The organism is Saccharibacillus alkalitolerans, from assembly GCF_011090185.1.
Lineage (GTDB): Bacteria > Bacillota > Bacilli > Paenibacillales > Paenibacillaceae > Saccharibacillus > Saccharibacillus alkalitolerans.
Genome location: NZ_JAAFGS010000002.1, coordinates 653,034 through 678,403, shown reverse-complemented (window position 1 = coordinate 678,403; position 25,370 = coordinate 653,034). Strand labels below are relative to the sequence as shown.

Sequence of the window (25,370 nt, the reverse complement as noted above, 5' to 3'; positions counted from 1 at the left end):
TTTAAGTCCGGAAAAGGATAAATCTCGCGGCGGGAAGGGGAGTCTGCGTTGAACGAATGGACAATTCGCGCGATGCGCCGGATTTACGAAAAGGCATCGGACGGCATCGTCGTCGAAGACGGGCTGATCCGCTACGATTGGTCCGGGCATACGCGTCAGATCGCGCATCTGCCGTACTGCCACGAAGGCCGGTACTCGGCCGGTTATTACGCGCTGGAAAGGCTGCTGACTTGGGTCGGCGCGCCCGACACCGAAGAAGAAGCGGGCGGCAGAGCGTCCGGACTCGCCCGGTCGCGACAGGCCGCGGAGCCGAGCCAAGCGGCTTTCGGCGCCGCGGTCGACCGGCCGGGGGCGAGAATATCCGCGTCGGCCGCCGATCCGGCCGATCGCCCGGGCGAGGCGGGATTGGACACGCTGCGGGCGCTGGCCGGGCTGCAGATCACGGATCCGCAGAGCGAGTTTTACGGCGCGTTCCGCTGGTACGCGGAGGAGGAAGAAGTGCAGGACTCGAACGCGGCGTTCTTCATTCTGATGCCGCTGGTGTCGCTGCGGTTGAGGGTGCCGGAAGCCGTTCCGGCGGAGCATGCCGCCGTCACGGACGAGATGCTCCGGCATGCGGCGGCCTGGTTCGAGCGGGAATGCCGGGAGCCGGAGCTGTATTACCCGAACAAGACGATGAGCGACGGCGCGATGCTGCTGGCCGCCGCCGGTCTGCTCGGCGACGGCGCACGGCTGAACGCGGCGGCGGATTACTTCGAGCGGTGGGAGTCTTATACGTCGCGGAGGGGCTGGGGATGGGGCGAGAACATGAGCCTCGTGTACCAGAGCGTCATGCTGAACGCGCTCGAAATTTCCGTGCCGCTGCTGAAGGAGCTGCGTCCGGAACTTGCGGAGCGCCTGGCGGCGCACCGGGAGACGCTGCTGAACATTTTGCGCTTTCACGACGGGAGGGAATTGGTTCCGTCCATCCGCAGCTACAACTTCGGCGGCGAAGTTCGGCGTTCGAGCCTGGCCTGGCTGATTGCCGGCGTAACGGGGACGGAACAAGCGGAAGAAACGGAGTTTCACGTCAACGACTTCTCGACGCTGCTGCTGTTCGACAGCGCGTTTCGGGAAAGGGGGCCGCAGGACGGAATCGGGGCGGAAGCGCGGCGGAAGGACGCGGCGGACGCGCTTCCCGCGCCCCGAGTCCGAGAGGAGCGCGTGTTCGACGGCGCGAGGGCCTACAGCTGGATCGGCCGGCGGACGCGGCTCGGCAGCCTGAACGCGTTTCCCGTCATTCCCGGCAGCTACCAGCACGAGAATTGGGGACTCGGCTGGCAGAGCTTTCCGCTGTCCGCGGCGGCCGAAGAGGGGCAGGTGTCGTATGCCCGCTGGTACGTGGACGACGGGGAGACGGTCCGGACGCATCCGGCGGAGAGCTATAAGACCGCTTACCTGATGCCGGCGCTCTTCCGGCAGCGGCCGTATCCGGAAGTGCGCACTTACGCCGCCCAGAACGGACATGCGCTGCTGGCGCTGCGGGTGCTGGAGAATCTGCGGCAGCCCGCGGCGGAAATCGCCGACGAGTGGATCGTCCACCGATATGCGGGCGAAGCGGAAGAAGTCGCGGGCGGCGACGGACGGACCTGGCATGTGCTGCGCTATCCGGGAGCGGCGATCGCGATCGCCGCTCTGCAGGGCATCCGGTTCGGCGAGGAAGAAGGGAAGCCGGCGTCCGGAAGCGGCGGCGCGGAAGACGGTCCCCAGACAAAGGGATCCTTGGCGGGGAACGAGCCGGACGCCTCTGGCGAGCGGAAACTGAACCCGGCGGAACGCCGGCCCGGCACGCTGCGCGCCGAGCGCGAGGAAGGGCGGCTGAAGCTGCGCCAGCTGCTGTACGCCGGCGCCCGGAGAACGCTCTGCGCGCCGCGGCTCGAGACCGGCTGGGCGGTGCTCTGCCTGGACGAAGCGGCGGACGAAGCCGCCGTACGGGCAAGGCTCGAGCAGGTGACGATCGAAGACTCGGTGCTGGACGACCGCGAAATGCCGCGCGATCCGCATGAACGCATCCGCCGTATCCGTCTGCTCGAAGGAGGCCGCGAACGGACCGCGTTGAATATCGACCCGCACGGAAGCTGAAGCGAAACGCCGAAAGATTCAACGCGCGTGCCGTCCCGAACATATCGAATACCGCACTCGCTTTTACGTCATCGATAATAGTCAATCCAAGAAACGGCAGAAGGAGATGACCTATGAAAGGAAAAGTATGGAAACAACTGAATGTATGCGTTATCATAACGGTGTTGACGGCAGGGCTTTTGCCCGTAGGAGCGACGGGGCGGACGCAGGCCGCGGAAGCGGCGGCGAAGTCCGTCGAAACACAGGCGGCTGCGAAGCAAACGGAGGCTGAGGCCTCCGGTCCTGTGTCGTCCGATGCCGTCCGGCCCTCTTCGGCCGACCCCGCCGAAGAGGCCGCGGAGACGACCGAGCCCGCATCTTCGGCGGCGGTCGTCGCCGAGACGTTCGAGTCCGGAACGGCGGGTTCGCCGCCGACGGGCTGGTCGATCACGAATCCGCCCGCCGGCGTTTCGGCCCTGATCGCCGACTCGCCGGGACGGGGCGGCAAGGTGCTGCGGGTCTCGCAGGCCGCGCCGGTCGCCCAGGGGTATAACTTCCGCCATAACGCTCCGGTGACGACGGGGAAAAGCTCGCTGTCGTACGCTTTCAGCGTCGAACAGAATAACGCGGTGGTCTATCTGCCGACCCCGGCGCTTCCCGCGCCGATCGGCTCGATCGTCCAGTTCGCCGTGTACGACGGACAGATCAGCTACATGAAGCAGGACACGAAAGGCTGGACCAAGCTGATGCCGGTATCGCCGGACGTCTGGTACGACGTGCGCGTCGCGATGGACAGCGGCGCGGGCACGTTCGATCTCGAAGTCGACGGGCGCCGTCTGCTGACCAAAGAACCGATGAAGACCGCGGACCCGATGACGAGCTTCTATCTCGGCATTTATAAGGAAAGCTCAGGGGCCGCCAGCTTCGACGACATTTATGTAAACGAATACATTCCGGCGTCGGCCGCCGCATTCGGCGAACCGGAATATTGGGTGGCGACGGGAAGGACGGTCGACTTGAAGCTGAATTTCGAGCCGGCGAACGCGACGGACCGCAACGCGGCTTTCTCTTCGAGCGACGAGAGCGTGGCGACGGTCGACGCCAACGGCCGGGTAACCGGCATTGCGCCGGGCACGGCGGTCATTTCGGCGCAGCCTGACGAGCCGGTCCCGGCGGCCGAGGCGACGGTCACCGTCGCGGACATTCCGGCATCCGGCATTACGATCGCGCCGCTTGACCGTCCGGTGCCGGCTGGATCGCGCGTGCTGCTGGACGCGACGATCGAACCGGAAGACACGACGGAAGCGGAGCTGAGCTGGAGCTCGGCCAACGAATCGGTCGCGACGGTCGACCGATACGGGGAAGTAACCGGCGTCGCGCCGGGACAGACGACGATCACGGCCCGTTCGGCAAACGGTTCGGCCGAAGCCGAAGCATCGGTTGCGGTAGAGGCGCGCACCGTCATGGCCGAGCTGTTCGTGTCGCCGCAGGGCGTCGATACGGGAGACGGCAGCCGGGGCGCGCCGTTCGCGACGATCGCCCGGGCGCAGCGGGAAGTCCGGGCGCTGAACGATGACATGACGGGCGACATCGTCGTGAATCTGGGGGCGGGTACTTACGTGCCGGCCGGGACGCTGGCGTTTACGCCGGAAGATTCGGGCACGAACGGACACTTCGTCGTGTACCGCGGCGCGGGCGGCGAAGATACCGTCATCAGCGGCGGAAGGGAAATAACCGGCTGGACGGAAACGCAGGCGGGCAGCGGCATTTACCGGGCCGACGTCGGGAGCGGCTTGGAGACCCGCCAGCTGTTCGTCGACGGCGTCCGCGCGGTGCGGGCGCGCAGCGAAGGCGGGCTGGACCGACCGAACAAGACGGCCGCCGGCTATGCGTCGCGGGATACGGAGATCGCGTCTTGGAGCGACCCGAACGAGCTGGAGCTGGTATTCGAGGATGTATGGACCAATTCCAGAGTCCGGGTGCAGTCGGTGACGGAAGCGAACGGCCTGGCGGAATTCACGCTCCGCGAGCCCGGCTGGTCCAACACGGAGAACCGGGGACAGACGTCGGCGACGCTGCCGGTCCGTTACGAGAACGCGATCGAACTGCTCGACGAACCGGGCGAATGGTACCATGACCGGGATGCCGGAGTCATGTATTATATGCCTCGCGAATGGGAGGATCTGAGCGCCGCGCGGGTGATCGCGCCGGTGCTGGAGCAGCTGGCGACGGTGACGGGCGAATCGGCCGACAATCCGGTCCGCAACCTGAACTTCGAGGATCTCGCCTTCATGTACTCGACCTGGACGCATCCGAGCACGGACGCCGGCCATTCCGACGCCCAGAACAATCATCTGCGGTACAAAGGAACGCCGGACGAACTGGCGCCCGCCGCGGTCGAGATCGAGTTGGCGAACACGGTGAACTTCAGCGGCACGACATTCGCGAAGCTCGGCATTACGGGGCTTCGGCTGCAGAACGGCGTGCAGAACAGCTTGATCGAAGGCAATCGGTTCTACGACATTTCGGGCGGCGCGATCAACGTCGGCCAGCCGGATTCGTCGGACCGGAACGTGTTCAATCCGGACGATCACCGGCTGAGCATGAAGAACAACGATATCCGCAGCAACGTCATCCACGATATCGGCGTCGATTACAAGTCGGCGGCGGCCGTATCCGCGGGATATCCGCTCGATATGGAAATCAGCCACAACGAAATGTACAACCTGCCTTACAGCGGCGTGCACATGGGCTACGGCTGGGCGAAAGATTTTGATCCGGTTACCAAAAATGTAAAAATCGAGAATAACCTGATTTATGATCTAATGGGAATGGGACTGCGCGACGGCGGCGCGATCTATACGCTGGGCACGACGGGCGGTACCGCGGCCGACAAAAACCTCGTTCGGGGCAACTATGTGCGCAATCAGTTGGATGCCAATGCGGCGCTTTATACCGACGAGGGATCGGCCTACTGGCGGTTCGAGAACAACGTCATCGACCTGAAAGACACGCCGCCGTGGACCTCCTCGATCCGCTGGGCGATGGCTTACGTGGCGTCGATCCACGACGTGGAGTACGTGAACAACTATACGACGACCGGCACTTACACCAATAACGGCACAGGCGTCGTATTCGAAAACAACACGGTCGTGCCGGACGCGAATTGGCCGCAGGAAGCGCGGGCGATTATCGACAATGCCGGTCTTGAATCCGCTTACTTATCGCTGAACGACGCGGAGATCGGCCGCTGGAGCGCGGCGGATCTCGAACTCGAACCGGGACAGAGCGCGGCGCTTGCGCCGATCAAGCGCGGCGGCAAGGATGAAGCGCTCGGCAGCGAGGGCGCGGAAATCCATTATCGCAGTCTGAATCCTTCGGTCGCGACGATCGACGCGCAGGGCGAGGTGACGGGCGCCGCGCAGGGAACGGCGGAAGTCGAAGCGCTTATTATCGAAGGAAGCGTGCTGCGGACGGTGAAGGCGCAGGTACAGGTCGGCGACGTGCCGGAAAGCATCGCGCTGGAAGGCCAACCGGGCGGCGTCGCGCATGTTCGCGAAGGCTCGACCCGGCAGCTTGAACCTTACGGAGTCACGAAGTTCGGAGATCGGGAACCGCTCGGCAAAATCAAGTACAAAAGCTCGGACAAGTCGGTATTCGACGTCACGCCTTCGGGCGAGCTGACGGCTCTGTCCGTCGGAACGGCGGCGCTCACGCTGACGGCCGAATCGGAGTCGGGCGACAAGATCGTCACCGAATATACCGTGCGCGTCTGGAACGGGCAGAGCGCCGACGTCCATTCGCTGGAGCCGGAGATCGGCAATCCGGAAGGCTGGTACGTCAATACGCCGGCCAACGGGCTCAGCGAGCTGGAAGACGGCGTGCTGGCGCTGCGCGCGCCGGCCGGCTATATGGTCTACGCGGAGCGCAAGTTCCAGAACGAAATGCTGGAGTTCGATCTGAAGATCGACGATGCGCCGGATTCGGCCAACTGGTACGCGATGATGCTGGGCAGCCAGGATATCGAACAAAACTACAATACCGGCACCATGTATCTGGTAATCGCGGACGGCAAAAAAATCGAGCTGCACCGGTTCAATAAAGGCGAGCGCACGATCCTTTACGGAGCGCTCGACAAAGAAGGCAAAATTCCGGGCCTTGAAGGCTTCGGCGTTCCGAACACGATGCTGACCTTCGGCCAGAAGCACGAGCTCGAAACGGGCGTGTTCCAGGAAGAAGGAGGCGTGCGCATCATTCTCAAGTCGGACGGCCAGGAAGTATTCAACTATCTCGACACCTCGGAGGAAGCGATCGGCGAAGCGGGGCATCTGGGCTTCATTTCCCGCCAGCGGATCACGGAATTGTCGCATTAAGCAAGAAGAGGGGCCGTATCGGCGCAGCGGAGAGCTTTCTCTCCCTGCGCCGGTTCGTCCGTATGGCGGCAGGAGTCCGTTCGGGAGAAAAAGGACGGTTTTGACGGAACGGCCGGGCATTCGACGCGGCCTTCACGGCTGCGCCGCGGGTCATACAGGGGAGGGAGAACATGCATAAAAAGTGGCTTTACCGGCTCATTTTGTCGTATCTGCCGATCCTGTTCGCGGTGGTGTCCTGCCTCGTGATCGTTTTTTTCATGACGCTGAGCGAGACGGTGCGCAAGCAGACGCTCCGCGCGAACGAGATCTACGCGCAGAATCTGGTGCAGGTGGTCGATACTTCGCTGCGGGGAATCGAGACGCCCACGATCAAGGGGCTGCTGCTGAGCGACCGGGTCAGCGGTTTTTTTCAGGAGTCGGCCGTGTCCACGCCCTACCGCGATTACGGAGTGACCGAGGCGCTGCTCGATTTCATGTCTCCCCTGCCGATGATCGATTCCGTCTACCTGTACCGCAAAGCCGACGACAAAGTGCTGATGCAGTCGTTTTCGTCCACGCTGCCGGCGTTCGGCGATCGGGATTTTATCGAGCGAACGCTGGCCGACCCGGCGGCGCCCGCCTGGAGCGGCCTGCGGCAGATGCAGCTGTTTCCGGGCGACCGCGAGCCGAGGGCCGTCGTGTCGCTCAGCAAGCAGGTGCCCTATTTTTCCGGGGAACAGGGCTTGATCGTCGTCAACGTGCGCAAAGAGTCGATCCAGTCGATGATTCAGGAAATGAGCCGTGAAAATACCGACGTCTGCATCAAAGACGAATTCGGCGGCATCATCGGAGGGTCCGAGCAGAGCTGCTCCGATGAAGGAGGACGCGAAACGATCCGGATGACTTCGGCTTATACCGGATGGGGCGTGGAGGTGCGCTTGGCCGGCGCCGGCGCGTTCTCGCTGCTGACCGCTTTTTCCGGCGCGTGGGCGCTGCTCGGATTCGCCGCCGTCATCGGGGGGATCGCCGCCATGACGTATATCAGCCACCGGCATTACCGGCCGCTCGGACAGGTCATGAACCGGATCGCCGCGCTGGCGGAGCAGCACCGGGGACGGGGGATTCTGACGCCGGGCCGAAGCGACGACGAATTCGCGTTTATCGAGCGCTCGCTGGAGAAGCTGATCGAACAGACCAACGACTATGAGCGCCAGCAGGCGGAAGGGCTGCCGTACCGGCGGGCTCATATGTTCAAGGAGCTGCTGGAGGGCAGCCGAGAGATGCCGCCGGAGGAATGGAGCCGGGAGACGGAAAATCTCGGCGTGACCGGCGAATTCGAAGGCAGCGTCGTCGGCGTCGCCGAGATCGACGCCTATGCTTCGCTGTCGGCGGAGCATACCGCCCGGGACTTGGCGCTGTTCAAATTCATGCTGCGCAGCGTCATTCAAGAGATCGCGGACGAATGCGGGGAGCCGCTCTGGACGGAATGGATCGGGCCCGACCGGCTGGGCTTGCTGTACCGGCGGCGTCCGGATTCCGCCCGGCCGGCCGATGCCGCCCGTCTGGCGGCAATGGCGCAGCAGGCGGGCGGATGGCTGAAGCAGAACGCGAAGTTTACGGCGACTTTCGGCTTCGGCGGCCCGGCCGGCGACCTTTCCGGCATTCCGGCCGCATACCGCAAAGCATCGGCCGCGTTGGACCGCAAAGTGGCGGAAGGCCCGGACCGCGTGTATGTGTTCGGCCGCGCCGGGGAAGGCGCCGCCAAGGGAGAAGGCATGGACGTGATGGTGCAGACGGTGCGCGAAGCGGCGCTGGCGTTCCGGCTGGGCAGCGCGGAATGGGAAGAGCTGGTGGAACGCTTCTTCGCCCTGATCGCGTCGGACGGCTATTCGAAGGAAGATATCGTCCGGCTGCTGAATCTGCTTCAGGCGCAGTTCGGGCGGGAGATGCAGGAGCTGCCGCAGCCGATGCAGGACATCTGGAACGGCTGCGACCTGCGCGGCATTCCGTCCTCGCCGGGGGATTTCGAATGGATCGGGGAACTTCGCGCCCCGCTGCTCGACTCGCTGCGCGAAGCGGAAGGAAGACTGCGCGAAGGCCGGATGAACCGCGAGCATTACGACTTGGCGAACCGGATGCGGGAATACGTCGCCGAGCATTACAGCGACCCGGACTTCTCGCTTACGCATATCAGCGAAGCGTTCGACGGCAATGCCAAAGCGATCAGCCGGATCTTCAAGGAAGAGATCGGCGAGAAGTTCGTCGATTATCTGGCCCGGCTGCGGATGGAAGAGGCGAAGCGGCTGCTCGTGGAGACCGAGGAGTCCGTGCAGACGATCGCGGAAAAAGTCGGTTATCTGTATCCGATGTCCTTTATCCGCGTGTTCAAGAAGCTGGAGGGACTGACGCCCGGCGAGTACCGCAAAGAGCGGCAGAACGGCGGCCCGAGACGAAAGCGCGGCGGTTGACGGCCTGCGCTGCCGGAGCACTGGGGAAAACGGAAGGAGAAGCGCATGAAAAGGTGGATATACCGGGCTTGGAGTCCGGATACGGAAGCGGCGGCGGCTTATTTTCGGCAGGCGGAAGGCGAGCGGGACCGTCTCGAATCCGCAATGGAGGAAGCCGGCGCCGCGCGGCTGAGCGTCTTCGGCGAAGGCGGGCACTGGTTCCTGTATGCGGAAACGACCGGGCCGACGGAAGAAGCCGATGCCGCGCCGTTGGATGCGGAAGCTCTTTTTCCCGGGGCGGAGAACGTGCTGTCGGTCTGGCCGGGAGAACGCGGAGGAAGGTTGTTCGTGCCGATGACGGACATTTTCCATTATCGGCGTCCGGATGCGAGAGAACCGTGGCGGAAAACGGCGGCGCCGAACAAGGGGGAAGCGGACAGAGGGAAGGCCGAGAGCGATCTGAAAGCCGGCGGGGCCGGGGGAGGAAGGTCGTCGGAAAGTCACGGGCGCGTCGCGCGGCTGAAGCCGGACATGACGGCGAGCTACGTTTTTTACCATTATCAATATCAGGAAGAGAAGCCGGGGGACGGGGACAAATACGGGATCATCGGGCTGCATGAAAACCTGCTGTTTTTCTATGCGGAGCGTCCGGCCACGATCGGGCCTCCGCCGTACGAAGGAACGCTGAAGACCCGCAATACGCCGAAAGATTGGGGATCGGCGATGCAGCCGCATTTTATCGAATGGCGGGATGCGCCGGAGGGGCAGACGGTCTGGCTGAACGCGGACCGGGTGCTGGAGGCGCGGCTGCCGGATCAGGAAGGAGACTGAAGCGATGCCGAGAGAGACGAAGGATACGGGAGCACGGGCGGAAGCCGTCATGCCCGGGCAAGCGAACCGCGCGGCGATGCCGGGAGATTCGGGGCGAGACCGGATCAGCCTGAACGGGGAATGGGATTTCATGCCGCTGCCCGATCGGCCGCAGGAGCTGTCGCTGCCGAAGTCGGCGGTTTACGGGGAACGGAAGGTGAGGGTGCCGTCCAGCTGGCGGGGGTCGTACGAATCGCGGCCGGGGTACGCGTTCGGAAAGATCGAAGAGTACGATTACGAGTTGTTCGCGCCGTACGGTTATCCGCCGGAGTGGGACGCCGCGGAAGCGGGCCTGCTGCGCCGGAATTTCGCGGTACCGGAAGCCTGGGCGGGACGGCGGATCGTGCTTCGGCTCGACGGCGTCATGCAGCAGGCGGCGGTCTATCTGGACGGGGAGCGGATCGCGGTCTGGCGCGACGGCTATCTGCCGCTGCGTCTCGACGTCACGGATCGGGCGCGTCCCGGCGGAACCCACGAGCTGCAGGTCGTCTGCGCCAATTTCGACAAGACGGCGATCCCTTCGGGGGCGATCAAAGTGACGGGACTGACCGGCTCCTGGTTCGGTTATCTGGGGCGTGGGCTGTGGCAGGACGTCTGGCTGGAAAGCTACCCGCGGGCGGCGCTGGAACGGATCGCCGTTCGCACTTCGGTGCGGGAAGGCAGGCTGGAAATCGACGCGCTCGTCGGCGGAAGCGGCGGATGCCGGCCGTCCGGCGATCTGTCGGTCGCGCTGAAGGTGCGTCGCGCCGGCCGGCCGGAAGAAGCGCCGGTGCTGGAAGCCCGGGCGGAGGTGAAAGCTTCAAGCGGGGCCGGTGCGGTACGGGAAGGCGGCGAGGGGAACGATTGGCCTCATGCCCAGGCCGGGAACGCGGCGCCGGCAGCCGGCGGCCCGCATACGGGCAGCAAGGCGGAAGAAGGATCGGGGGACGGGTTCCCGTTTCGTCCCGGAGAAGCTGCGCATTCCGGCCGGCTGTGCGAAAACGACGCGCTGCCTCCGATCGGCGCGGCGGAGTTTCGGCTGGATTGGACGGACGCGGAGCTGTGGAGTCCGGACTCGCCCGTCTTGTACGAAGCCGAACTGGAGCTGCAGGAACGGGGGACTCCGATCGACCGGACGCTGGAAAGGTTCGGGTTCCGCGAGTTCTGGAGCGAAGGGCCGAATTTCATGCTGAACGGCGTTCCGCTTCGTCTGCGGGGCGACTCCTGGCATTTTCAGGGGCCGACGCAGCAGACGGAAGAATACGTGCGATCCTGGTACGCCGTATGCCGGGAGGTCGGGGTCAACTGCATCCGGCTGCACGCGGAACCTTACCCGGAATATTTCCTGCGCGTCGCGGACGAGACCGGCATGCTGCTGGTGAGCGAAACGGCGATCTACGGTTCGGGCAAGTCGATGGCGGCGGATCATCCGGACTACATCCGGAACTGCATGGAGCATGTGCGCCGTCTGGTGCTGCGCGACCGCAACCATCCGTCGGTGATTCTCTGGAGCGTGGAGAACGAAATGCGCTGGGTCGACGGCCGCGACGAATTCAAGCGGCATATTCCCGCCATGATGGACGCCATGCGCAGTCTCGATCCGACGCGTCTCATCGTGGCGGAAGGGGATAACCGGCTGCTGCCGAAAAATCTGACCGAAGTGGAGAGCCGGCATTACAACATCGACGGCACGATCGGACAGTGGGATCGCAGCGTGCCGCTGACGTTCGGCGAGCACGGCAGCTGGTGGTATATTTGTCCGCAGAACGCCAGCGTCTATATGGGGCTAAACGCGTACCGGCACACCGACGAAGCGGTCAAAGGGCTGGCGGAAAAAGAGCGGCTGTTCGTCGAATATGCGCGCCGCCGAGGCGTGTCCGGCATTTCGACGTTCAACTTCGCCCATTATTTCATGAGGGCGATGCCCGAGCGGGATATTCCGCTGGAGTGGGAAGAGCTGGAGTCGCCCGGCGTGAAGCCGGCGTATATCCCGGCCTACTCGCTGACGCTGAACAACGGACTGCTGCCGCCGGAATATCCGCTTTACCGCCCGAACCCGTCCTTTGCGATCATGAAGGAAGCTTTCCGCCCGGCCGCGCTCATCGCCGCCGAATACGATCGCTGCTTCTTCGACGACGGGGAGATCGCGCGAAGCTTTGACGTGCATAACGATACGCTGACGGGGCGCGACGTCGAAGTGGAATTTACCGTGACGCAGAACGGAGACGAAATCCGCCGAGAGACGCTGATGTTCCGGCAGGAGCCGGCGGAAACGAAGACGGCCGAATTCCGCTGGATGCCTCGTCCGGCATCGCGCCCGGCAGGCCGGGCGGCGGAAGCCGGGTATGCCGAGGACGCCGCGGAACTGACGGCTGTCCTGTATCATGACGGCGAGCCGGTGCACGAAGTCCGGAAAACGTACCGGATCTTCCCCGCCGCCATGAAGACCGATCCGGTGACGGTCGACGGCGAAAGCTTCTATGTCGGAGGGGCGGACGATTACGGGCTGATCCGTTCGCTGCTGCCGGGCTGCCGCGAAGTCGAGCCGGAAAGATTGGCCGATCTGCCGCGGGGGGCGCTGCTGATCGTCGGCAGCCGCATCCTTGATCGGAGCGGAGTCATCGAGCGAGGGGCCAAGAGCTTCGCTGCGCGCGGAGGACGCCTGCTGGTGCTGGAACAGGACAGCTTCTCGATCGGCGGCCTGGCGCTGAGCCGGCGCGATTTTCTCCGCGCCCATTCGGGCGGCCGCGATCATCCGGTGCTCGCCGGACTCGGCGACGACGATCTTATGTTCTGGGACCCGGAGCTGCGCGAGGAGGGGCCGGTGCCGATCATCGACGCCGCTTTCGAAAAGCCGGCGGCGGGCGACTTCCGCCTGCTGCTGGAATGCGCCGCCGGCGACTTCGGCGACGGCGGCGATCTGTGGACGCCGCTGCTGGAATACCGCGGCGGGGAAGGATACATGCTCGCGAACCAGCTCGGGCTGACGGGCCGGTTCGCGCGCGTGCCGCAGGCGTGCCTGCTGCTGCGCCGGCTGCTGGCGCATGCGGGCCGCGCCGACGCCGCGCGGGCGGGGGCGCGCGGCGCCCTGACGGCTCCGCCGGGCGGAGCCGAAGGAAGCGCGGCCGCGCCGGTGCGCTTCCTGGCCGCGCGAGGCGGCATGGCCGAGCGCTTCTTGGCGGCGCTGTCGCTGCCGTACGAGCCGCTGCGCCGCGCCAGCGACCTGTCGGCGCTGGCGGTTCGCCTGAGCGGGGAGAGCGCGCCGGAAGCTGCGCGGAGCTCGGCCGTCCGGCCCGGACTGCTGCTGCTCGATCCCGCCCTGCTGCGCGAGCCGGGCGCGCCGGAGGCGGCCCGCGCCTTCGCCGAAGCCGGCGGCGCGGTGCTGGTGCTGCCGTGCGACGAATCGCACGGCGACGCGCTGTCGCGCCTGCTCGGCCGTCCGGTCTCGGTGACCGCCCACGAGGCTTACCAGCTGGAAGCGGATTATGCCCGTCCGCTGGCCGCCGGCCTGAGTCCGGCCGATCTGTTCGGCCTGGACAAAGTGCACCTTTCGCCGCGCGACGTCGACAATCTGCCGCTGGGCCTGCACCGCATCGACGCCGAAGGCGTCCGCCGGGTCTGCGTCAGCGTCGAAGGGACGGCATGGAAAGATTATTTCGTGCACAAGCACACGGCCGAGCACAGCCGGTTGGCGCTGGTCGAGCTGAATCGCGAGCGCGCGAGAAGACCGGGTGCGTTCGTCGTCGAAGCGCCGGTCGGCTCCGGCTCGATCGTCTGCTCGCAGATTCCTCTGCGGCCGGGGCTCGACAAGAGCCTGCGGGTGTACGCCAGGCTGCTGGCCAATATGGGCGCCGCTTACGCGGACGATCTGTGGAGCAGCGCCAAAGGCGACGCCCAATACGCGGCGGAAGCGATGATGGCGCTGCCGTGCGAGCCTTATCAGAACGAAGAAGAGATGAGGGCCTATTATACCGATCCCGAATTTTCGCTCAACAATCTGGGCGAAGGGCTGTACGGCTGGATGAAGAAAAAAGAACGCAGTCCCGAAGACGGGAAGATGCGCATTCAAGGCTCGGCCGGGGGGCTGTGGTTCCTGAGCGCTTTCGTGCTGCCGCCGGAAACGGAGCCGCGGGAAATGGGCGCCGCGGAATCGGATGCCGAAGCCGGACGGCCTTTCCGGCTGCGGATCACGGGAAACGCGGTCTCGGTCGAGCCGTGGCTGAACGGCCGTCGGCTCGAAGGCCCTCATTATCCGTCGGAGCTGCGTCCGGGCGTCAACCGCCTGATCGCCGTCGTCCGCGGCGCGGCGGAAGATATCGCGCTGGGCGTCTTTTTCGAACATCCGGACGGCACGCCGATGGACGATCTGCGCTATCGCATGACGATCGACGAGGTCGAACCGAAGTAAACGGGGGCCGACAGAGGCCCGACTAGATTTTCCGAATCCGCAGACCGCAGCCGAAAGGAGCGAATCCAACCATGAACGTTAACGAAAAACGAAGCGCAGCCGGGAATGCCGGCCGATTGTCCGCGCTCGGTCCCGCCGCGGCCGCGGCCGCCGGGGCAGCGGCGCTGTCCGCCGCCCGTTCCGGCGCCGACGGCGCTTCGTCCGTCGGAGAGACGGTGCCGGACACCGCCTCTCCGTCCGCCGCCGGCATGCCCGAACGCCGCTCGGACGGCGCTTACGCTTTCCTCGACGAAGCGCGCGAAATCGAGTTCTACCGCCGCGATCTGCCGACGCCCTGGATGAACTACCTGTCCAACGGCACTTTTCATATGATGCTGTCGCATGCCGGAGGCGGAGTCGCCTTTTACAAGTCGCCGCAGATCTGGAGAATTACGCGCTACCGCTTTTTCCACCTGCCGACCGACCGCTCCGGTCCTTATCTGTACATCCAGGAAACGGACCGGGGAAGCGGTTCGGACGCGGGTTCGGCTGCCGATTTGAATCGGGCTTCGGCGGAATACTGGTGTCCGACCAACGAGCCGTCCTTCACCCGCCCGGACGCCTGGAAAAGCGCGCACGGCATGGGCTACACCCGCTTCGAAGCGGCGAAGGGCGGCATCTCCGCCCGTACGGTCTATTTCGTCGGTCCGGAAGAGAATTCGCTGATCTGGAACCTTAATCTGACCAACGACGGTCCCGAGGAAAAAACGCTCAACGTGTACGCCTATGCCGAATTCGGCATGATGGAATTCATGCGCGAGCTGCAGTGGCAGTGCTACAACAAGCATCAGGTGTCGGTCACGCATGCGGAAGGCGGCGTGCTGCTGTACCGCTACGGCGTCGAGAACCAACCGAAGCCGGAGGAGACGCCGCTGGTCTATTTCGCCGCCGACGTTCCGCTGACCGGCTATGACGGCGACCGCGACGCGTTTATCGGCAGCTACCGGAGCGAATCGAATCCGCTGGCGATCGAGCGCGGCGGCTGCACGAATTCGACGCTGCTCGGCGGCGATCCGTGCGGCGCGCTGCAGATGACGGTGACGCTGGCGCCCGGCGAGACGAAGGAGATCAACGTGTTCCTCGGCACCGCGCCGGACGAGGCGGAGGCGCTGCTGGCCGTGGAGCGGTCTCGGCAGAAGGACTTCGCAGCGCGTTCTTTTGCCGGATTGCGCGAGAACTGGGACGATTACCTGGGCGCCTGGAACTGCGAACTGCCGGACCCCGAGGCGCAGCGGATGCTGAACGTCTGGAACCCGTATCAGGCGCAGCGCAACTTCCTGTTTTCCCGCAACATCTCGTTCTACGCGACGGGCACGTTCCGGGGCGTGGGCTTCCGCGACACGGCGCAGGACGTTCTGGCCGTCGTCCCGCACGACATCGAAGCCGCGAAAGACAAGCTGCGCCTGCTGCTCGGGCAGCAGTACGCCGACGGACACGTGAACCATTACTTTTTCCCGCATGAAGGCTGGGACCCGGTGACGAGCGTCCATTCGGACGATCATCTGTGGACGGCGCTGGCGGTGTGGGATCTGATCGCGGAGAGCGGGGACGCTTCCTTTTTGGCCGAACAGATTCCGTATTACGACGGAGGGGAAGGCAGCGTCTACGAACATCTGCGGCGGGCGATCGATTTTACGGAAGACCATCTGGGCGCGAACGGCTTCCCGCTCATGCTGCGTTCGGACTGGAACGACCAGCTGTTCCGCGTCTGCCGCGAAGGCAGGGGCGAGAGCATCTGGACGGCGATGCAGTTCGGGACGGCGCTGCTCAAGATGATCGATCTGGCGCCTATGGCGGGCGGCGGCGAAGACGCGGAACGCTACCGGAAGCTGTACGATGACCAGCAGAAGCGGGTAAACGAGGCGGGCTGGGACGGCAAATGGTTCCGGCGCGCGGTGATGGACGACGGGCGCTTTCTGGGAACGGACGAGCACGATCAAGCCAAGCTGTGGCTGAACGCGCAGACGTGGTCGGTGCTCTCGGGCATGGCGGACGGGGAAAAAGGGCGGATCGCGATGGACAGCGTGAGGGACATGCTCGATACGGAGCTGGGCATCAAAAAGCTGCATCCGCCGATCGTCGATTTCCCGAGTGCCGAAGATCCGCTCACGAATTACAATCCCGGAACGGGCGAAAACGGAGCGGTATTCTGCCATGCCAACACGTGGGCGATTATCGCGGAGTGCATGCTGGGCCGCGGCGATCTGGCGTACAAATACTACCGGCAGCTCATCCCGAGCGTGGCGATGGACAAGGCCGGAATCGAACGCTACCGCGCGGAGCCTTACGTGTACGCGTCGAACCTGTTCGGCCCGGATTCCGACAAATTCGGCCTGGCGAACGTCTCCTGGCTGACGGGAACGGCCGCCTGGATGTACGTGGCCGCCACGCAGCATATTTTGGGCGTCCGGGCGTCGCTGGAAGGGCTGCGGATCGATCCGTGCATCCCGCCGGAGTGGGAAGGTTATACGGTATCCCGCCGTTTCCGGGGCGCCCTGTACGAGATCGAGGTTCGCAACGAGAGCGGGGAAGGCCGCGTCGTCAAGGAAGTCTTCGTCGGCGGAGAACGCCTCGAAGGGAACCAGCTGCCGATATACGCTCCGGGAGAGACGGTGAGGGTAGAAGTCGTTTTGTGATTCGCATTGAACCGAACAGGGATGAACCGGGCAGGCCGTCATTTAAATGGCGGCCTTTTCGCTTTTTTACAAAAAAGTTACGGATGGAGAATAGATATTGAAAAAATGAAGCTGAAGACTTAATGTATATACACACCAATAAATTACATAAAATAAGAATATCGAGAGAAGCTTAAGCCAATTCCGGAACTCGCAGCTTATATTAAGGAGGAATTTTCATGGAAAAACGTCACGCCTGGATTTCCGTACTGGTCACTGTCATTTTTTTGGTTTCGGGTATTGTATACGCGGTAAAAGGAGATCTGCTTTTTACGGTTATCGCGTTCGCGGTTGCCGCTTTGTTCGGGCTGCGTTTCTTGAAGGCGGGCCGTAAGTAATGCGGCCGCTGCAAATCGAAGGGTTATCCGCGTGATACAAGCCGGGAGAAATCGTATTGGATCGTATCGATTTAACGCTGGAAGGCGGCAGGGTTTACGGGCTTCTCGGGATAAACGGTGCGGGCAAGACGACGCTCTTGCACACGATTTGCGGGTTGAATCGGCGTTTTTCGGGCGGTTTTCGAATGTCCGAAGTCGCCATCAATCCCGAATCCGATGAAGGGGACTGGTTCAGGGTCAAATGCGAGCGTTACTTGGCTGCGGATTCGCCGGTTTTGTTTGGCGAGCTGACGATGAGGCAGTACGCGGAGTTCGTTCATAAGCTGTATCGCCGTTCTTTCGAAGAAGGGGAGCTCGTCGAATTGGCCCGGCAGTTTCATTGCGAAGCGTACTTGGATCGGACGATTGGCGAACTGTCTCTCGGAAATAAACAAAAAACGGTTCTCATGACCGGCCTGCTATTGAATACGCCGCTGTTTATTCTGGATGAACCGCTTGTCGGCTTGGACGTGGAATCCATCGAGGTTTTTTACGATAAAATAAGGGAATACTGCCAGCGGGGCGGGAGCGTCTTGTTTTCTTCTCACTTGCTGGAGATCGTTCAAAGATTTTGCCAGTCGGTCTTTATTTTGGATCGTAAAAAAATTGCGCTGCATGTGCCGGTCGATTCGAATACCGATCTTCACCGGATTTTCTTCGAGGTGGTTCGCCATGAATGACGTTTCGTCGATGTTTCGTTTTCTGACCCGGCAGTTCTACGGCAAGTACGGTAAAAAAGACGGGATTCGGATCGCGTTCGGTCTTCTGGTCCTCGTCGTATTGGAAGTATCCCTGCTGCGGCAGGCGGGAATCGGAGCCGCGATTTTGGATCGTCCTTATATCATCGGGTCGCTTATTTTCATGAACGTATACTTGACGGCCTTATTCGTGTTATCGCAGTGGAGAGACTCTTTTATGGAATTGGTATGCACCCTGCCGATTTCTTCCCGAGTATTTTGGACGGCGGAAGTGTTGTTCGTCCTTATGGATACCTGTCTGCGAAGAACGGTTTTCTTTTTGATTCTTCCGGTTTTTCTGGTTGTTCGGAGCGAACTGCCTTTTTACGAAAGTCTATACTGGCTGGCCAAGTTCGCGACTTTGACTTTTTATGCGGTCATGCTGGGCATTTTGTTCGGAAATCTTGTGCTTTATGCTCGCCTGGCGAGAATCGCGTTACACGGGGCTGCGCTGGTCGTCGTTTGCGTGGCGGCATTTCATTGGAGAGCGGCTTACGCCTTTCCTCTTCTGCTTCATGCCGCTTGGATGCTTTGGAAGGAATATCCGCTTTTACTCAGACCTGTCCCCCCAAAAAAACATGCGGCCGATCGAGCTCGAAAAGGAAGTTTTTCTTTTTATCGGCGAGAGTGGAAGAGATTCGTTTCATCCAAGCCGATGCTTTTGAATTATGGAGTCATGGCCGCCTTTTCGGCTTTTTTCTGTTATAACTTCGTTCACTCGAGAATTGCGGGGTTATCGGGGGCTCTGACCGCGCTGGCCGCGCTCCTGTTATCCGTTTCGCCGATCGCGCTGCTTTATTCCATCGAGAAAAACAATCGCATTCTTTTGTTGGCTCTGCCGATTCGGCCCAAGTCTCTTTTTTGGCAGAAATACGGATTCTACTCCGGCCTGTTGATCGCGGCTTTTGCGACGATCGTCGCGGTTTTGTCCGGGGTGCTGAAAGAAAGGCCTTCCTTGTGGGCGGTCCTGCAAGGATTGGAACTTGTCGCCGCCGGCGCGGCCATCCGTCTTCGCGTTGACGAACGGCAGCCTCTTATGCAGTGGACGACCGAACAAAAGTTGTGGAACAATTCCCGCAAATACCGGTCCTACGCATTTTGCGCGCCGTTGTTCCTTGCCGCGCTGCTGCCGCAGCCTTATTCCAATCTGGGCGTCATCCTGCTTTTTGCGATCATATTTTACATTTTGAGTATAAGGGAGGGCGGCTTCTTTGCTTAAAGCGAAGGCGAGCCGTTCCGAATCGGATGTAAAAAAAGGACGCCGCAGGCCTGCGGCGTCCTTTCTTTTTGAACCGGGGAGACTTCGCGGTCCGAATTCTATCTTCTCCGCAGCAGCGCGAACTGGCCCACGAAGCCGGCCGCCGCGAGCGCGAGGCTCAGCCAGTACGGAATCGTGACGACGGGCATGATCCGGATCAGCAGCAATCCCGCGATCCCGACGGCAACGAGCACCGCCAGCATCGTGCCGACGTTACGCGCGTTGAATTTCGGCGGCGCCGGGACGCCCTCGCCGGGATCTCGGCGAACGAGGCGCATCAGCACCTCGACAAGAACAAGCGCTCCGACGACGACGATCAGCAGCAGGCCGATATTGACGTTCTCGGTTTCCGGCGCGAATAACGCGGTCAAGCCGAGCAGAAGGAACGTCCAGCTCAGCGCCGCCCAAGGGGCGAGCAGCCACAGGCGCGAACGGTTTTCGGCTCTGCGCTGCGGCAGTCCGGCGAGCGCTCCGTCGGCGAAAGCGACCGGATCTTGCCCGAACAGTTTGGCTGCCGTGCCGCCTTTTTGCTGGGCGGCAAGCAGCTCGCGGCCGCGCGCCAGCAGCCAGTCCTCGCCGCTTTCTTCCGTAACCCGGCTCGACCTGACGTGCACGATGACTTCATCGAAATATTCGGCGTTCTTTTTGCTTAATTGGTCGCGGATACCGTTGATCTCGCGAATTGTTTTTCTGACGCTCAAGCTTGTAATCCTCCTCGATATCTCCTGGATGGCCTTGATGGGAACGGGAACGGATCAGTCCGCCGCATGGCCGCGTTCGTCTGTTTCCCACGACTGCGACTGAAAGGCGAGAAAGAGACCGATCCACCGGTCCCCTTCCGCGAAGCGGACCAGAATCGCTCCGTCCCGAAAGGCGCCGTTATCGTCATGCCACGGCCGCGCGTTGCCCTGATTCATATGGATGTTATGCAGCCCCCGTCCGGGGCGAAAGCCGAAATAATAGTCCGGCGTCTCCGGTTCGGGGCCCCAACTGTCGCCGAAGACGTACAGATCCGCGCGGGCCGCGATGGCCGAATCGATCAAGGCGACGATCTTCTCGTTCAGGTCGTTGTCCGGTCCCGGCAGACTGGCCGGCAGCGGGACCATTTCTTCGCGGCGGAACAGCGGACGACGGACGAAATCCAATCCCCGAACCGGCAGCTCCTTCTCGATGGGAGTAAGCCCGCGGGGCAGCGCTTTCAGCTGCTCGGCATCGCCGGGGAAACAGGGACGGATGCAGTAAAGCAGCTCCGACGGCGAAGCTTTGGACTTGATGTTGATCGACGCCCGGTAGCGGGTTCCCCGGTCGTCTTCCAAGCAAATATGAAAGTGCGGCTGACTGCCGAATCCGTGAATCGACCGAACCGCCTTGGCTTTCAGCACGCCGTAACGATAGCGGCTCAATGGACATTCCCTCCCGTGCTGTTGGACTCTTTTAAGCATATCGCAATCGGAGGTTCGGGTCTACGCCGGAAGAGGTCAGCTTGGCGGAGACGAAGAAGGAAGCACGGACGAAGTTCAAATTGACAGGAAGTCGCTCGGGGCGGTAAGATAGATATAATTCATACCAAAACACTAGGGATTAAAAAACGGGGAGGCTGCTGCCATGGAACGCCAGATTCTGATCCGCCACGAACAACACGATTTGACCGCCACGATTCATTACCCGACTTCGGGAGGCTGTGAAGGCCGTCTGCCGCTGACGGTCATCTGCCACGGATTCGTCGGAAGCCGGATCGGCGTGGATCGGCTCTTTGTGACGACGGCGCGCGAACTCGCCGCCGAAGGGCAGCTGGTCGTCCGCTTCGACTATGCCGGCTGCGGGGAGAGCGGCGGCGTTTACGGCGAAGAGGGGATCGAATCGATGATCCGCCAGACGCGGACCGTGCTCGATTACGCGATGACCTGCGCGGATATCGATCCGAGCCGCGTAACGCTGATCGGGCACAGTCTCGGCGGCGCGGTGGCGCTGCTGACGGCGGTCCGCGACCGCCGGGTCAAGAGCCTGGCGTTGTGGTCGGCCGTCGGCTACCCGTTCAACGATATCGTCAAGATTACGGGACGCGGCACGTATGACGAGTCGGTCCGCACGGGCAGCGCCGATTACCTCGGTTATTCGTTTACGCCGGTATTTTTCGAATCGCTCGGCGCGTTCCAGCCTTTTCAGGAAGCGGGCAAGTTCTACGGCGACGTGCTGGTCGTGCACGGGACGTCGGACGATGTCATCCCCGTCGACTATGCCTTCCTGTACCAGAAGCTGTTCTGGACGCGGGAAGACGCCCGCTGCGACAAGGAGATCATCTTCCAGGCGAACCATACGTATTCGTGCGGCCCGCACCGCCGGCAGCTGCTCGATATTACCAAACGCTGGCTGCAGGACCGGCATAAGAACGAGGTCGATTGGCAGCACTGGACGATCTGACGTCTCGCGGAGCGCTGCCGGGGCTGCTGGCAGCATTGGACAATCTGCCGCGCTGCCGGGGCGGACGATCCGGCTCTTCAGAAATAGAGGCGCGAGAGCACCTATTTCGCGCAAATCCTCGTCTAAATTCAAAATAAGTGCAGGAGAGCAGCTATTTTGCGAAAAAGAACGAAATCAGAGGCGGAAAAACGTAAATAAGTGCTCCTACGCAGTTATTTTGTCAAAAAGCACTCATAAGCCGAAAATAAGTGCCCCTGCGCACTTACTTTCGGTTTTTCTTTGTTTCCGGCCTGCCGAGGCACCGCCGCTCCCTAGCGGAGCTCGGGAGCTCCCGAATTCCCGAGCTCCCAAGCTCCCGAGCTCCCGAGCTCCCGAGCTCCCGAGCTCCCGAGCTCCCGCTCCCGAGCCGCGAACTCGCAATCCCCAACCCGCCCAGTACCCTCCCGATTCGCCCCGCATTGTGCATCAAAGTCGCTGCTCTTCGCAGCCCGTTTGCCCTTTTCCTTTCAGGCTCGTTTAATAAACGCAGTGTAAATTGTAAACAGATCTACAAGGGTTCCGGAACCCGAAAAAATATTAATCCGCAGGAATCGGCTTTTTTGTTAAATTAATTGAGTTTTCATGTAAAAATTACGTGAAAATCGTAAGAAAATTTCGTTTGAACCTTTACATTGTTATGATAAAATGATGGAGGTCGCAGAAGCGGCTTCAAAGTCCTGTCCAGGATTTTGAAAATTTGAAAAGGGGTTTTAAAATGCGTGCAAAAAAGAAAGATATTTTCTTTCAGACTTTGGAAAACATGGCCGATACGATCGTACAGGCCGCCGACTATTTCTCCAAGCATGTCGCGGATCTGAAAGACGTCGACCTGTTCGTCAAAGATATGAAAGATTATGAATCCAAATGTGACGAATTTACGCATACGATCATCACCGAGCTCAACAAAACCTTCATTACCCCGCTTGAGCGAGACGATATCCTGAAGCTGGCCACCACGCTCGACGACGTACTGGACGGGCTCGAAGCGACCGCTTCGCGTTTTTATATGTACAACCTGGGCCAGCCGGATAAATATATGGTTCAGTTCGGAGAAATTCTGCGCGAATCGGCGTACGAAATTCAAAAAGCGATCCACCTGCTGTCGCAGAAGAAGCTGCTGGCGATCCGCGAATATACGATCCGCCTGAACGACCTGGAGAATCAGGGCGACGAGCTGCTGCGCATCTGCATCAAGGAGCTGTTCGCGAACGTGACGGATCCGATCGAGCTGATCAAGCGCAAGGAAATCTACGAGCGCCTGGAAACGACGACCGACAACTGCGAAGACGTTGCCGATATTCTGGAAACTATCATTATGAGCAACTCCTAAGCGGAGCCTGCCATTTTAGGGCTAAAGGAGGTCTGGACCGCTTTTTTCCGAGATGCGCTTCCGAGCTTGGGCTTCGTCTCATCTTCGGCGTTTGTTTCGTAAAAAGACAGCGGCACGGCGTTTGCGGGACCGTAAACGCGGCGGAGCCGTCTTTCTTGATGCGGTCAACATACTATGGAAACAACTATTTTGGTTCTCGCGATCGTCGTTATTCTGGCGCTCGCCTTCGACTTCATCAACGGGTTTCACGATACGGCCAACGCGATCGCGATGTCGGTATCGACCCGCGCTCTGAAGCCGCGTACCGCCATTCTGCTGGCGGCCGGGATGAACTTCCTGGGCGCCATTACGTTCACCGGCGTCGCGAAAACGATCGGGGGCAGCATCGCCGACCCGACCAAGCTGGACAACGGGATCGAGATCGTCATCGCGACGCTGATCGCGGCGATCATCTGGAACCTCGCGACCTGGTGGTTCGGCATCCCGTCCTCGTCGTCGCACGCCATGATCGGAGCGCTCGCCGGCGCGGTATTCGTCGGCGCGGGTTCGGATAGCGTCAACTGGAAAGGGTTCCTCGAGATCGTCGAGGCGCTCATTTTCTCGCCGCTGATCGCGTTCGCCGTCGGTTACGTCATCATGATGATTCTCAAATATACCGTAGGACGGCGCAGCCCGCATACGGTCAACAAAGGCTTCCGCTCCATGCAGGTGCTCACGGCCGCGCTGCAGTCGTTCGCGCACGGCACGAACGATGCGCAAAAAGCGATGGGGATCATGACGTTCGCCCTGATCTCCGCCGACAGATGGGACACGCTGGAGCCGCCGCTGTGGGTCAAGTTGGCCGCGGCGACCGCTATCGCGCTCGGCACGTCGGTCGGCGGCTGGAAGATCATCAAGACGCTCGGTACGAAAATTTTCAAAATCGAGCCGATCAACGGCTTTGCGGCCGACGTGTCTTCCGCTTCCGTTATCTTTACCGCAACGATGTTCCACCTGCCGATCAGCACGACGCATGCCGCCACTTCTTCGATTCTCGGCGTAGGCGCGGCCAAGCGCTTCCGGGAAGTGAAATGGGGCATGGCCGGACGGATCGTGGTCGCCTGGTTCATTACCATCCCGATCGTGGCCGTCATGGCCGGATTGATCTTCAAACTGCTGTTCTGATACAAAGCATGACAAAAGACCTTGCGGAATCATCCGAAAGGTCTTTTTTTTGCAAGCAGAAATGATCAGAAGGAGATTGTCCGTACCGCCGCCTTTCCTGCGGAGGAGGAGTCATCGACAAGGAAATAAGCTTTTTTCGAGGCCGGATCGTAACGGAGAAATCTCGCTTTTGTTGCCAGGTCCTTCTGCGCCGAAGCGACCGGAGACGAAGCGTCGGCGGCGTACAGGTTCCAGGTTCGGGCCGTCAGATCGCGCACGAAAACGTAATTGCCGGCGACCTGCGTTTCCCAGCCGCTCGGCTCAAGGCCTTCCTGTAGATCGAACATGAGCGCATGGTCAAGAGAGACTTTGCCGGAATCCAGATTGTATACCGTGTGAAAAGACTGCTTCTTCGCGGGATCGGGACTTGCCGCGTTTGCGGGTCTGATCCCGTTGTAGCCGAAAGAGTTCCAGACTTGGAGCCGATTCCGCGCGTCGATCTTCAACTGCTTGTAGATCTCGAGGCTCGGCAGCTCGCGAACGGACTTGTTATAAAGATTCACGGTGCGGACGAAAAAATCCGAAGCCATGATTCGCTGTCCTTGATACTGGATCGCAAGGTACGGATATGCGGAGAAGTCCCAACCTTCTATGCTTACGTATTCGTACATCGCGCTCGGCTGGATGCCCGCGTCGTAACGCAGCACTTGATGCCCGCCCGAATCGTATAGAACAAAAAGATTTTCGCCGCGTACCGCCAGCTGTTCCTTCGCTTTGGCGGAAGGCGCGCCCCAGCGAGCTTCTCCGCGCTCCGGCAGCTTTAGCTTATAGACGGTGCTGCTTATTTCCTTGCCGCTGCCGTCGTAAACGTGCTTCTCGATCTTTCCGGATTCGCCGGCGGTAAGCAGTACCACCTTTAGCGGATTTGACAGCACCTCGGCATCGAGTGTTTTTTGGTCGGGCAAAAGGCGCTTCAGACGGCCGCTGTCCAGATCGAGGAAAGCCGCCGAGTCGGAGGATCGCAGCAGAGCGGCGCCGCCGCCGACAGGCAGCACCTTTTCGGCGGACAGCCAACGATCGGACAAAAGCGTCTGCGCAGCTGCCGAGGCGGTGCCGATCGGGAGAATTGCGGCGGCACAGAGCAGAAGAGCGGCCGACACTTTCGATAGAAGCAACTTCATCATACAAAACCCCT

The 25,370-nt window shown here is 61.6% G+C and carries 15 protein-coding genes; 12 read left to right on the top strand and 3 right to left on the bottom strand.

Annotated features, from left to right (window positions below; all coding sequences use genetic code 11):
* The first annotated feature begins 48 nt into the window (after positions 1 to 48).
* The 9 genes from GYN08_RS08490 to GYN08_RS08450 all read left to right on the top strand — a co-directional run bounded on the left by GYN08_RS08490 (position 49) and on the right by GYN08_RS08450 (position 19,203).
* Complete coding sequence (locus GYN08_RS08490) at positions 49 to 2,121, top strand: hypothetical protein (protein WP_166273745.1); 2,073 nt, start codon at positions 49 to 51, stop codon at positions 2,119 to 2,121.
* A gap of 113 nt (positions 2,122 to 2,234) precedes the next feature.
* A complete protein-coding gene (locus GYN08_RS08485; RefSeq protein ID WP_166273744.1) occupies positions 2,235 to 6,473 on the top strand; it encodes an Ig-like domain-containing protein in 4,239 nt (1,412 codons plus the stop codon).
* Positions 6,474 to 6,643: 170 nt separating this feature from the next.
* On the top strand, positions 6,644 to 8,920 hold the full coding sequence (locus GYN08_RS08480) for a helix-turn-helix transcriptional regulator (protein WP_166273743.1): 2,277 nt from the start codon (positions 6,644 to 6,646) through the stop codon (positions 8,918 to 8,920).
* Between the two features lie 45 nt (positions 8,921 to 8,965).
* Positions 8,966 to 9,730 carry a hypothetical protein gene (locus GYN08_RS08475; RefSeq protein ID WP_235946024.1) on the top strand — a complete coding sequence of 255 codons (765 nt, stop codon included), beginning with the start codon at positions 8,966 to 8,968 and terminating at the stop codon, positions 9,728 to 9,730.
* A gap of 4 nt (positions 9,731 to 9,734) precedes the next feature.
* The gene (locus GYN08_RS08470) at positions 9,735 to 14,156 is read left to right on the top strand and encodes a glycoside hydrolase family 2 TIM barrel-domain containing protein (protein ID WP_235946023.1); all 4,422 of its coding nucleotides are present in this window, start codon (positions 9,735 to 9,737) and stop codon (positions 14,154 to 14,156) included.
* Positions 14,157 to 14,227: 71 nt separating this feature from the next.
* Positions 14,228 to 16,831: a GH36-type glycosyl hydrolase domain-containing protein gene (locus GYN08_RS08465; protein ID WP_166273742.1), complete on the top strand. Its 2,604-nt coding sequence runs from the start codon at positions 14,228 to 14,230 to the stop codon at positions 16,829 to 16,831.
* A 218-nt stretch (positions 16,832 to 17,049) separates the two neighbouring features.
* Entirely contained in the window at positions 17,050 to 17,208 is a 159-nt protein-coding gene (locus tag GYN08_RS08460; RefSeq protein WP_166273741.1) for an antibiotic biosynthesis protein AlbB, read from the top strand.
* Positions 17,209 to 17,264: 56 nt separating this feature from the next.
* A complete protein-coding gene (locus GYN08_RS08455; protein WP_235946019.1) occupies positions 17,265 to 17,927 on the top strand; it encodes an ATP-binding cassette domain-containing protein in 663 nt (220 codons plus the stop codon).
* 235 nt (positions 17,928 to 18,162) lie between these two features.
* Positions 18,163 to 19,203, top strand: a complete 1,041-nt coding sequence (locus GYN08_RS08450; protein WP_166273740.1) for a bacteriocin biosynthesis protein AlbD — start codon at positions 18,163 to 18,165, stop codon at positions 19,201 to 19,203.
* Between the two features lie 98 nt (positions 19,204 to 19,301).
* On the opposite strand, the gene GYN08_RS08445 is transcribed toward GYN08_RS08450, so the two are convergent.
* Positions 19,302 to 19,943 (bottom strand): DUF1129 family protein, encoded by a 642-nt coding sequence (locus GYN08_RS08445; RefSeq protein ID WP_166273739.1) that lies wholly within the window; start codon positions 19,941 to 19,943, stop codon positions 19,302 to 19,304.
* A 54-nt stretch (positions 19,944 to 19,997) separates the two neighbouring features.
* The gene (locus GYN08_RS08440) at positions 19,998 to 20,645 is read right to left on the bottom strand and encodes a YukJ family protein (RefSeq protein ID WP_235946012.1); all 648 of its coding nucleotides are present in this window, start codon (positions 20,643 to 20,645) and stop codon (positions 19,998 to 20,000) included.
* Between the two features lie 202 nt (positions 20,646 to 20,847).
* Between GYN08_RS08440 and GYN08_RS08435 the strand changes: the two genes are divergently transcribed.
* The 3 genes from GYN08_RS08435 (at position 20,848) to GYN08_RS08425 (ending at position 24,196) form a co-directional block, all read left to right on the top strand.
* Entirely contained in the window at positions 20,848 to 21,663 is an 816-nt protein-coding gene (locus GYN08_RS08435; protein ID WP_166273737.1) for an alpha/beta hydrolase, read from the top strand.
* 754 nt (positions 21,664 to 22,417) lie between these two features.
* On the top strand, positions 22,418 to 23,032 hold the full coding sequence (locus GYN08_RS08430; RefSeq protein WP_166273736.1) for a DUF47 domain-containing protein: 615 nt from the start codon (positions 22,418 to 22,420) through the stop codon (positions 23,030 to 23,032).
* A 174-nt stretch (positions 23,033 to 23,206) separates the two neighbouring features.
* Positions 23,207 to 24,196 (top strand): inorganic phosphate transporter, encoded by a 990-nt coding sequence (locus GYN08_RS08425; protein WP_166273735.1) that lies wholly within the window; start codon positions 23,207 to 23,209, stop codon positions 24,194 to 24,196.
* 65 nt (positions 24,197 to 24,261) lie between these two features.
* On the opposite strand, the gene GYN08_RS08420 is transcribed toward GYN08_RS08425, so the two are convergent.
* A complete protein-coding gene (locus GYN08_RS08420) occupies positions 24,262 to 25,359 on the bottom strand; it encodes a hypothetical protein (RefSeq protein WP_166273734.1) in 1,098 nt (365 codons plus the stop codon).
* Positions 25,360 to 25,370 lie beyond the last annotated feature (11 nt).

What these genes read in the sequence shown, in the direction of transcription:
- GYN08_RS08485 (WP_166273744.1), top strand. Translation starts at nt 2,235, where the DNA reads ATGAAAGGAAAAGTATGGAAACAACTGAATGTATGCGTTATCATAACG.
- GYN08_RS08480 (WP_166273743.1), top strand. Translation starts at nt 6,644, where the DNA reads ATGCATAAAAAGTGGCTTTACCGGCTCATTTTGTCGTATCTGCCGATC.
- GYN08_RS08475 (WP_235946024.1), top strand. Translation starts at nt 8,966, where the DNA reads ATGAAAAGGTGGATATACCGGGCTTGGAGTCCGGATACGGAAGCGGCG.
- GYN08_RS08470 (WP_235946023.1), top strand. Translation starts at nt 9,735, where the DNA reads ATGCCGAGAGAGACGAAGGATACGGGAGCACGGGCGGAAGCCGTCATG.
- GYN08_RS08465 (WP_166273742.1), top strand. Translation starts at nt 14,228, where the DNA reads ATGAACGTTAACGAAAAACGAAGCGCAGCCGGGAATGCCGGCCGATTG.
- GYN08_RS08460 (WP_166273741.1), top strand. Translation starts at nt 17,050, where the DNA reads ATGGAAAAACGTCACGCCTGGATTTCCGTACTGGTCACTGTCATTTTT.
- GYN08_RS08450 (WP_166273740.1), top strand. Translation starts at nt 18,163, where the DNA reads ATGGAATTGGTATGCACCCTGCCGATTTCTTCCCGAGTATTTTGGACG.
- GYN08_RS08435 (WP_166273737.1), top strand. Translation starts at nt 20,848, where the DNA reads ATGGAACGCCAGATTCTGATCCGCCACGAACAACACGATTTGACCGCC.
- GYN08_RS08430 (WP_166273736.1), top strand. Translation starts at nt 22,418, where the DNA reads ATGCGTGCAAAAAAGAAAGATATTTTCTTTCAGACTTTGGAAAACATG.
- GYN08_RS08425 (WP_166273735.1), top strand. Translation starts at nt 23,207, where the DNA reads ATGGAAACAACTATTTTGGTTCTCGCGATCGTCGTTATTCTGGCGCTC.
- GYN08_RS08420 (WP_166273734.1), bottom strand. Translation starts at nt 25,359, where the DNA reads ATGATGAAGTTGCTTCTATCGAAAGTGTCGGCCGCTCTTCTGCTCTGT.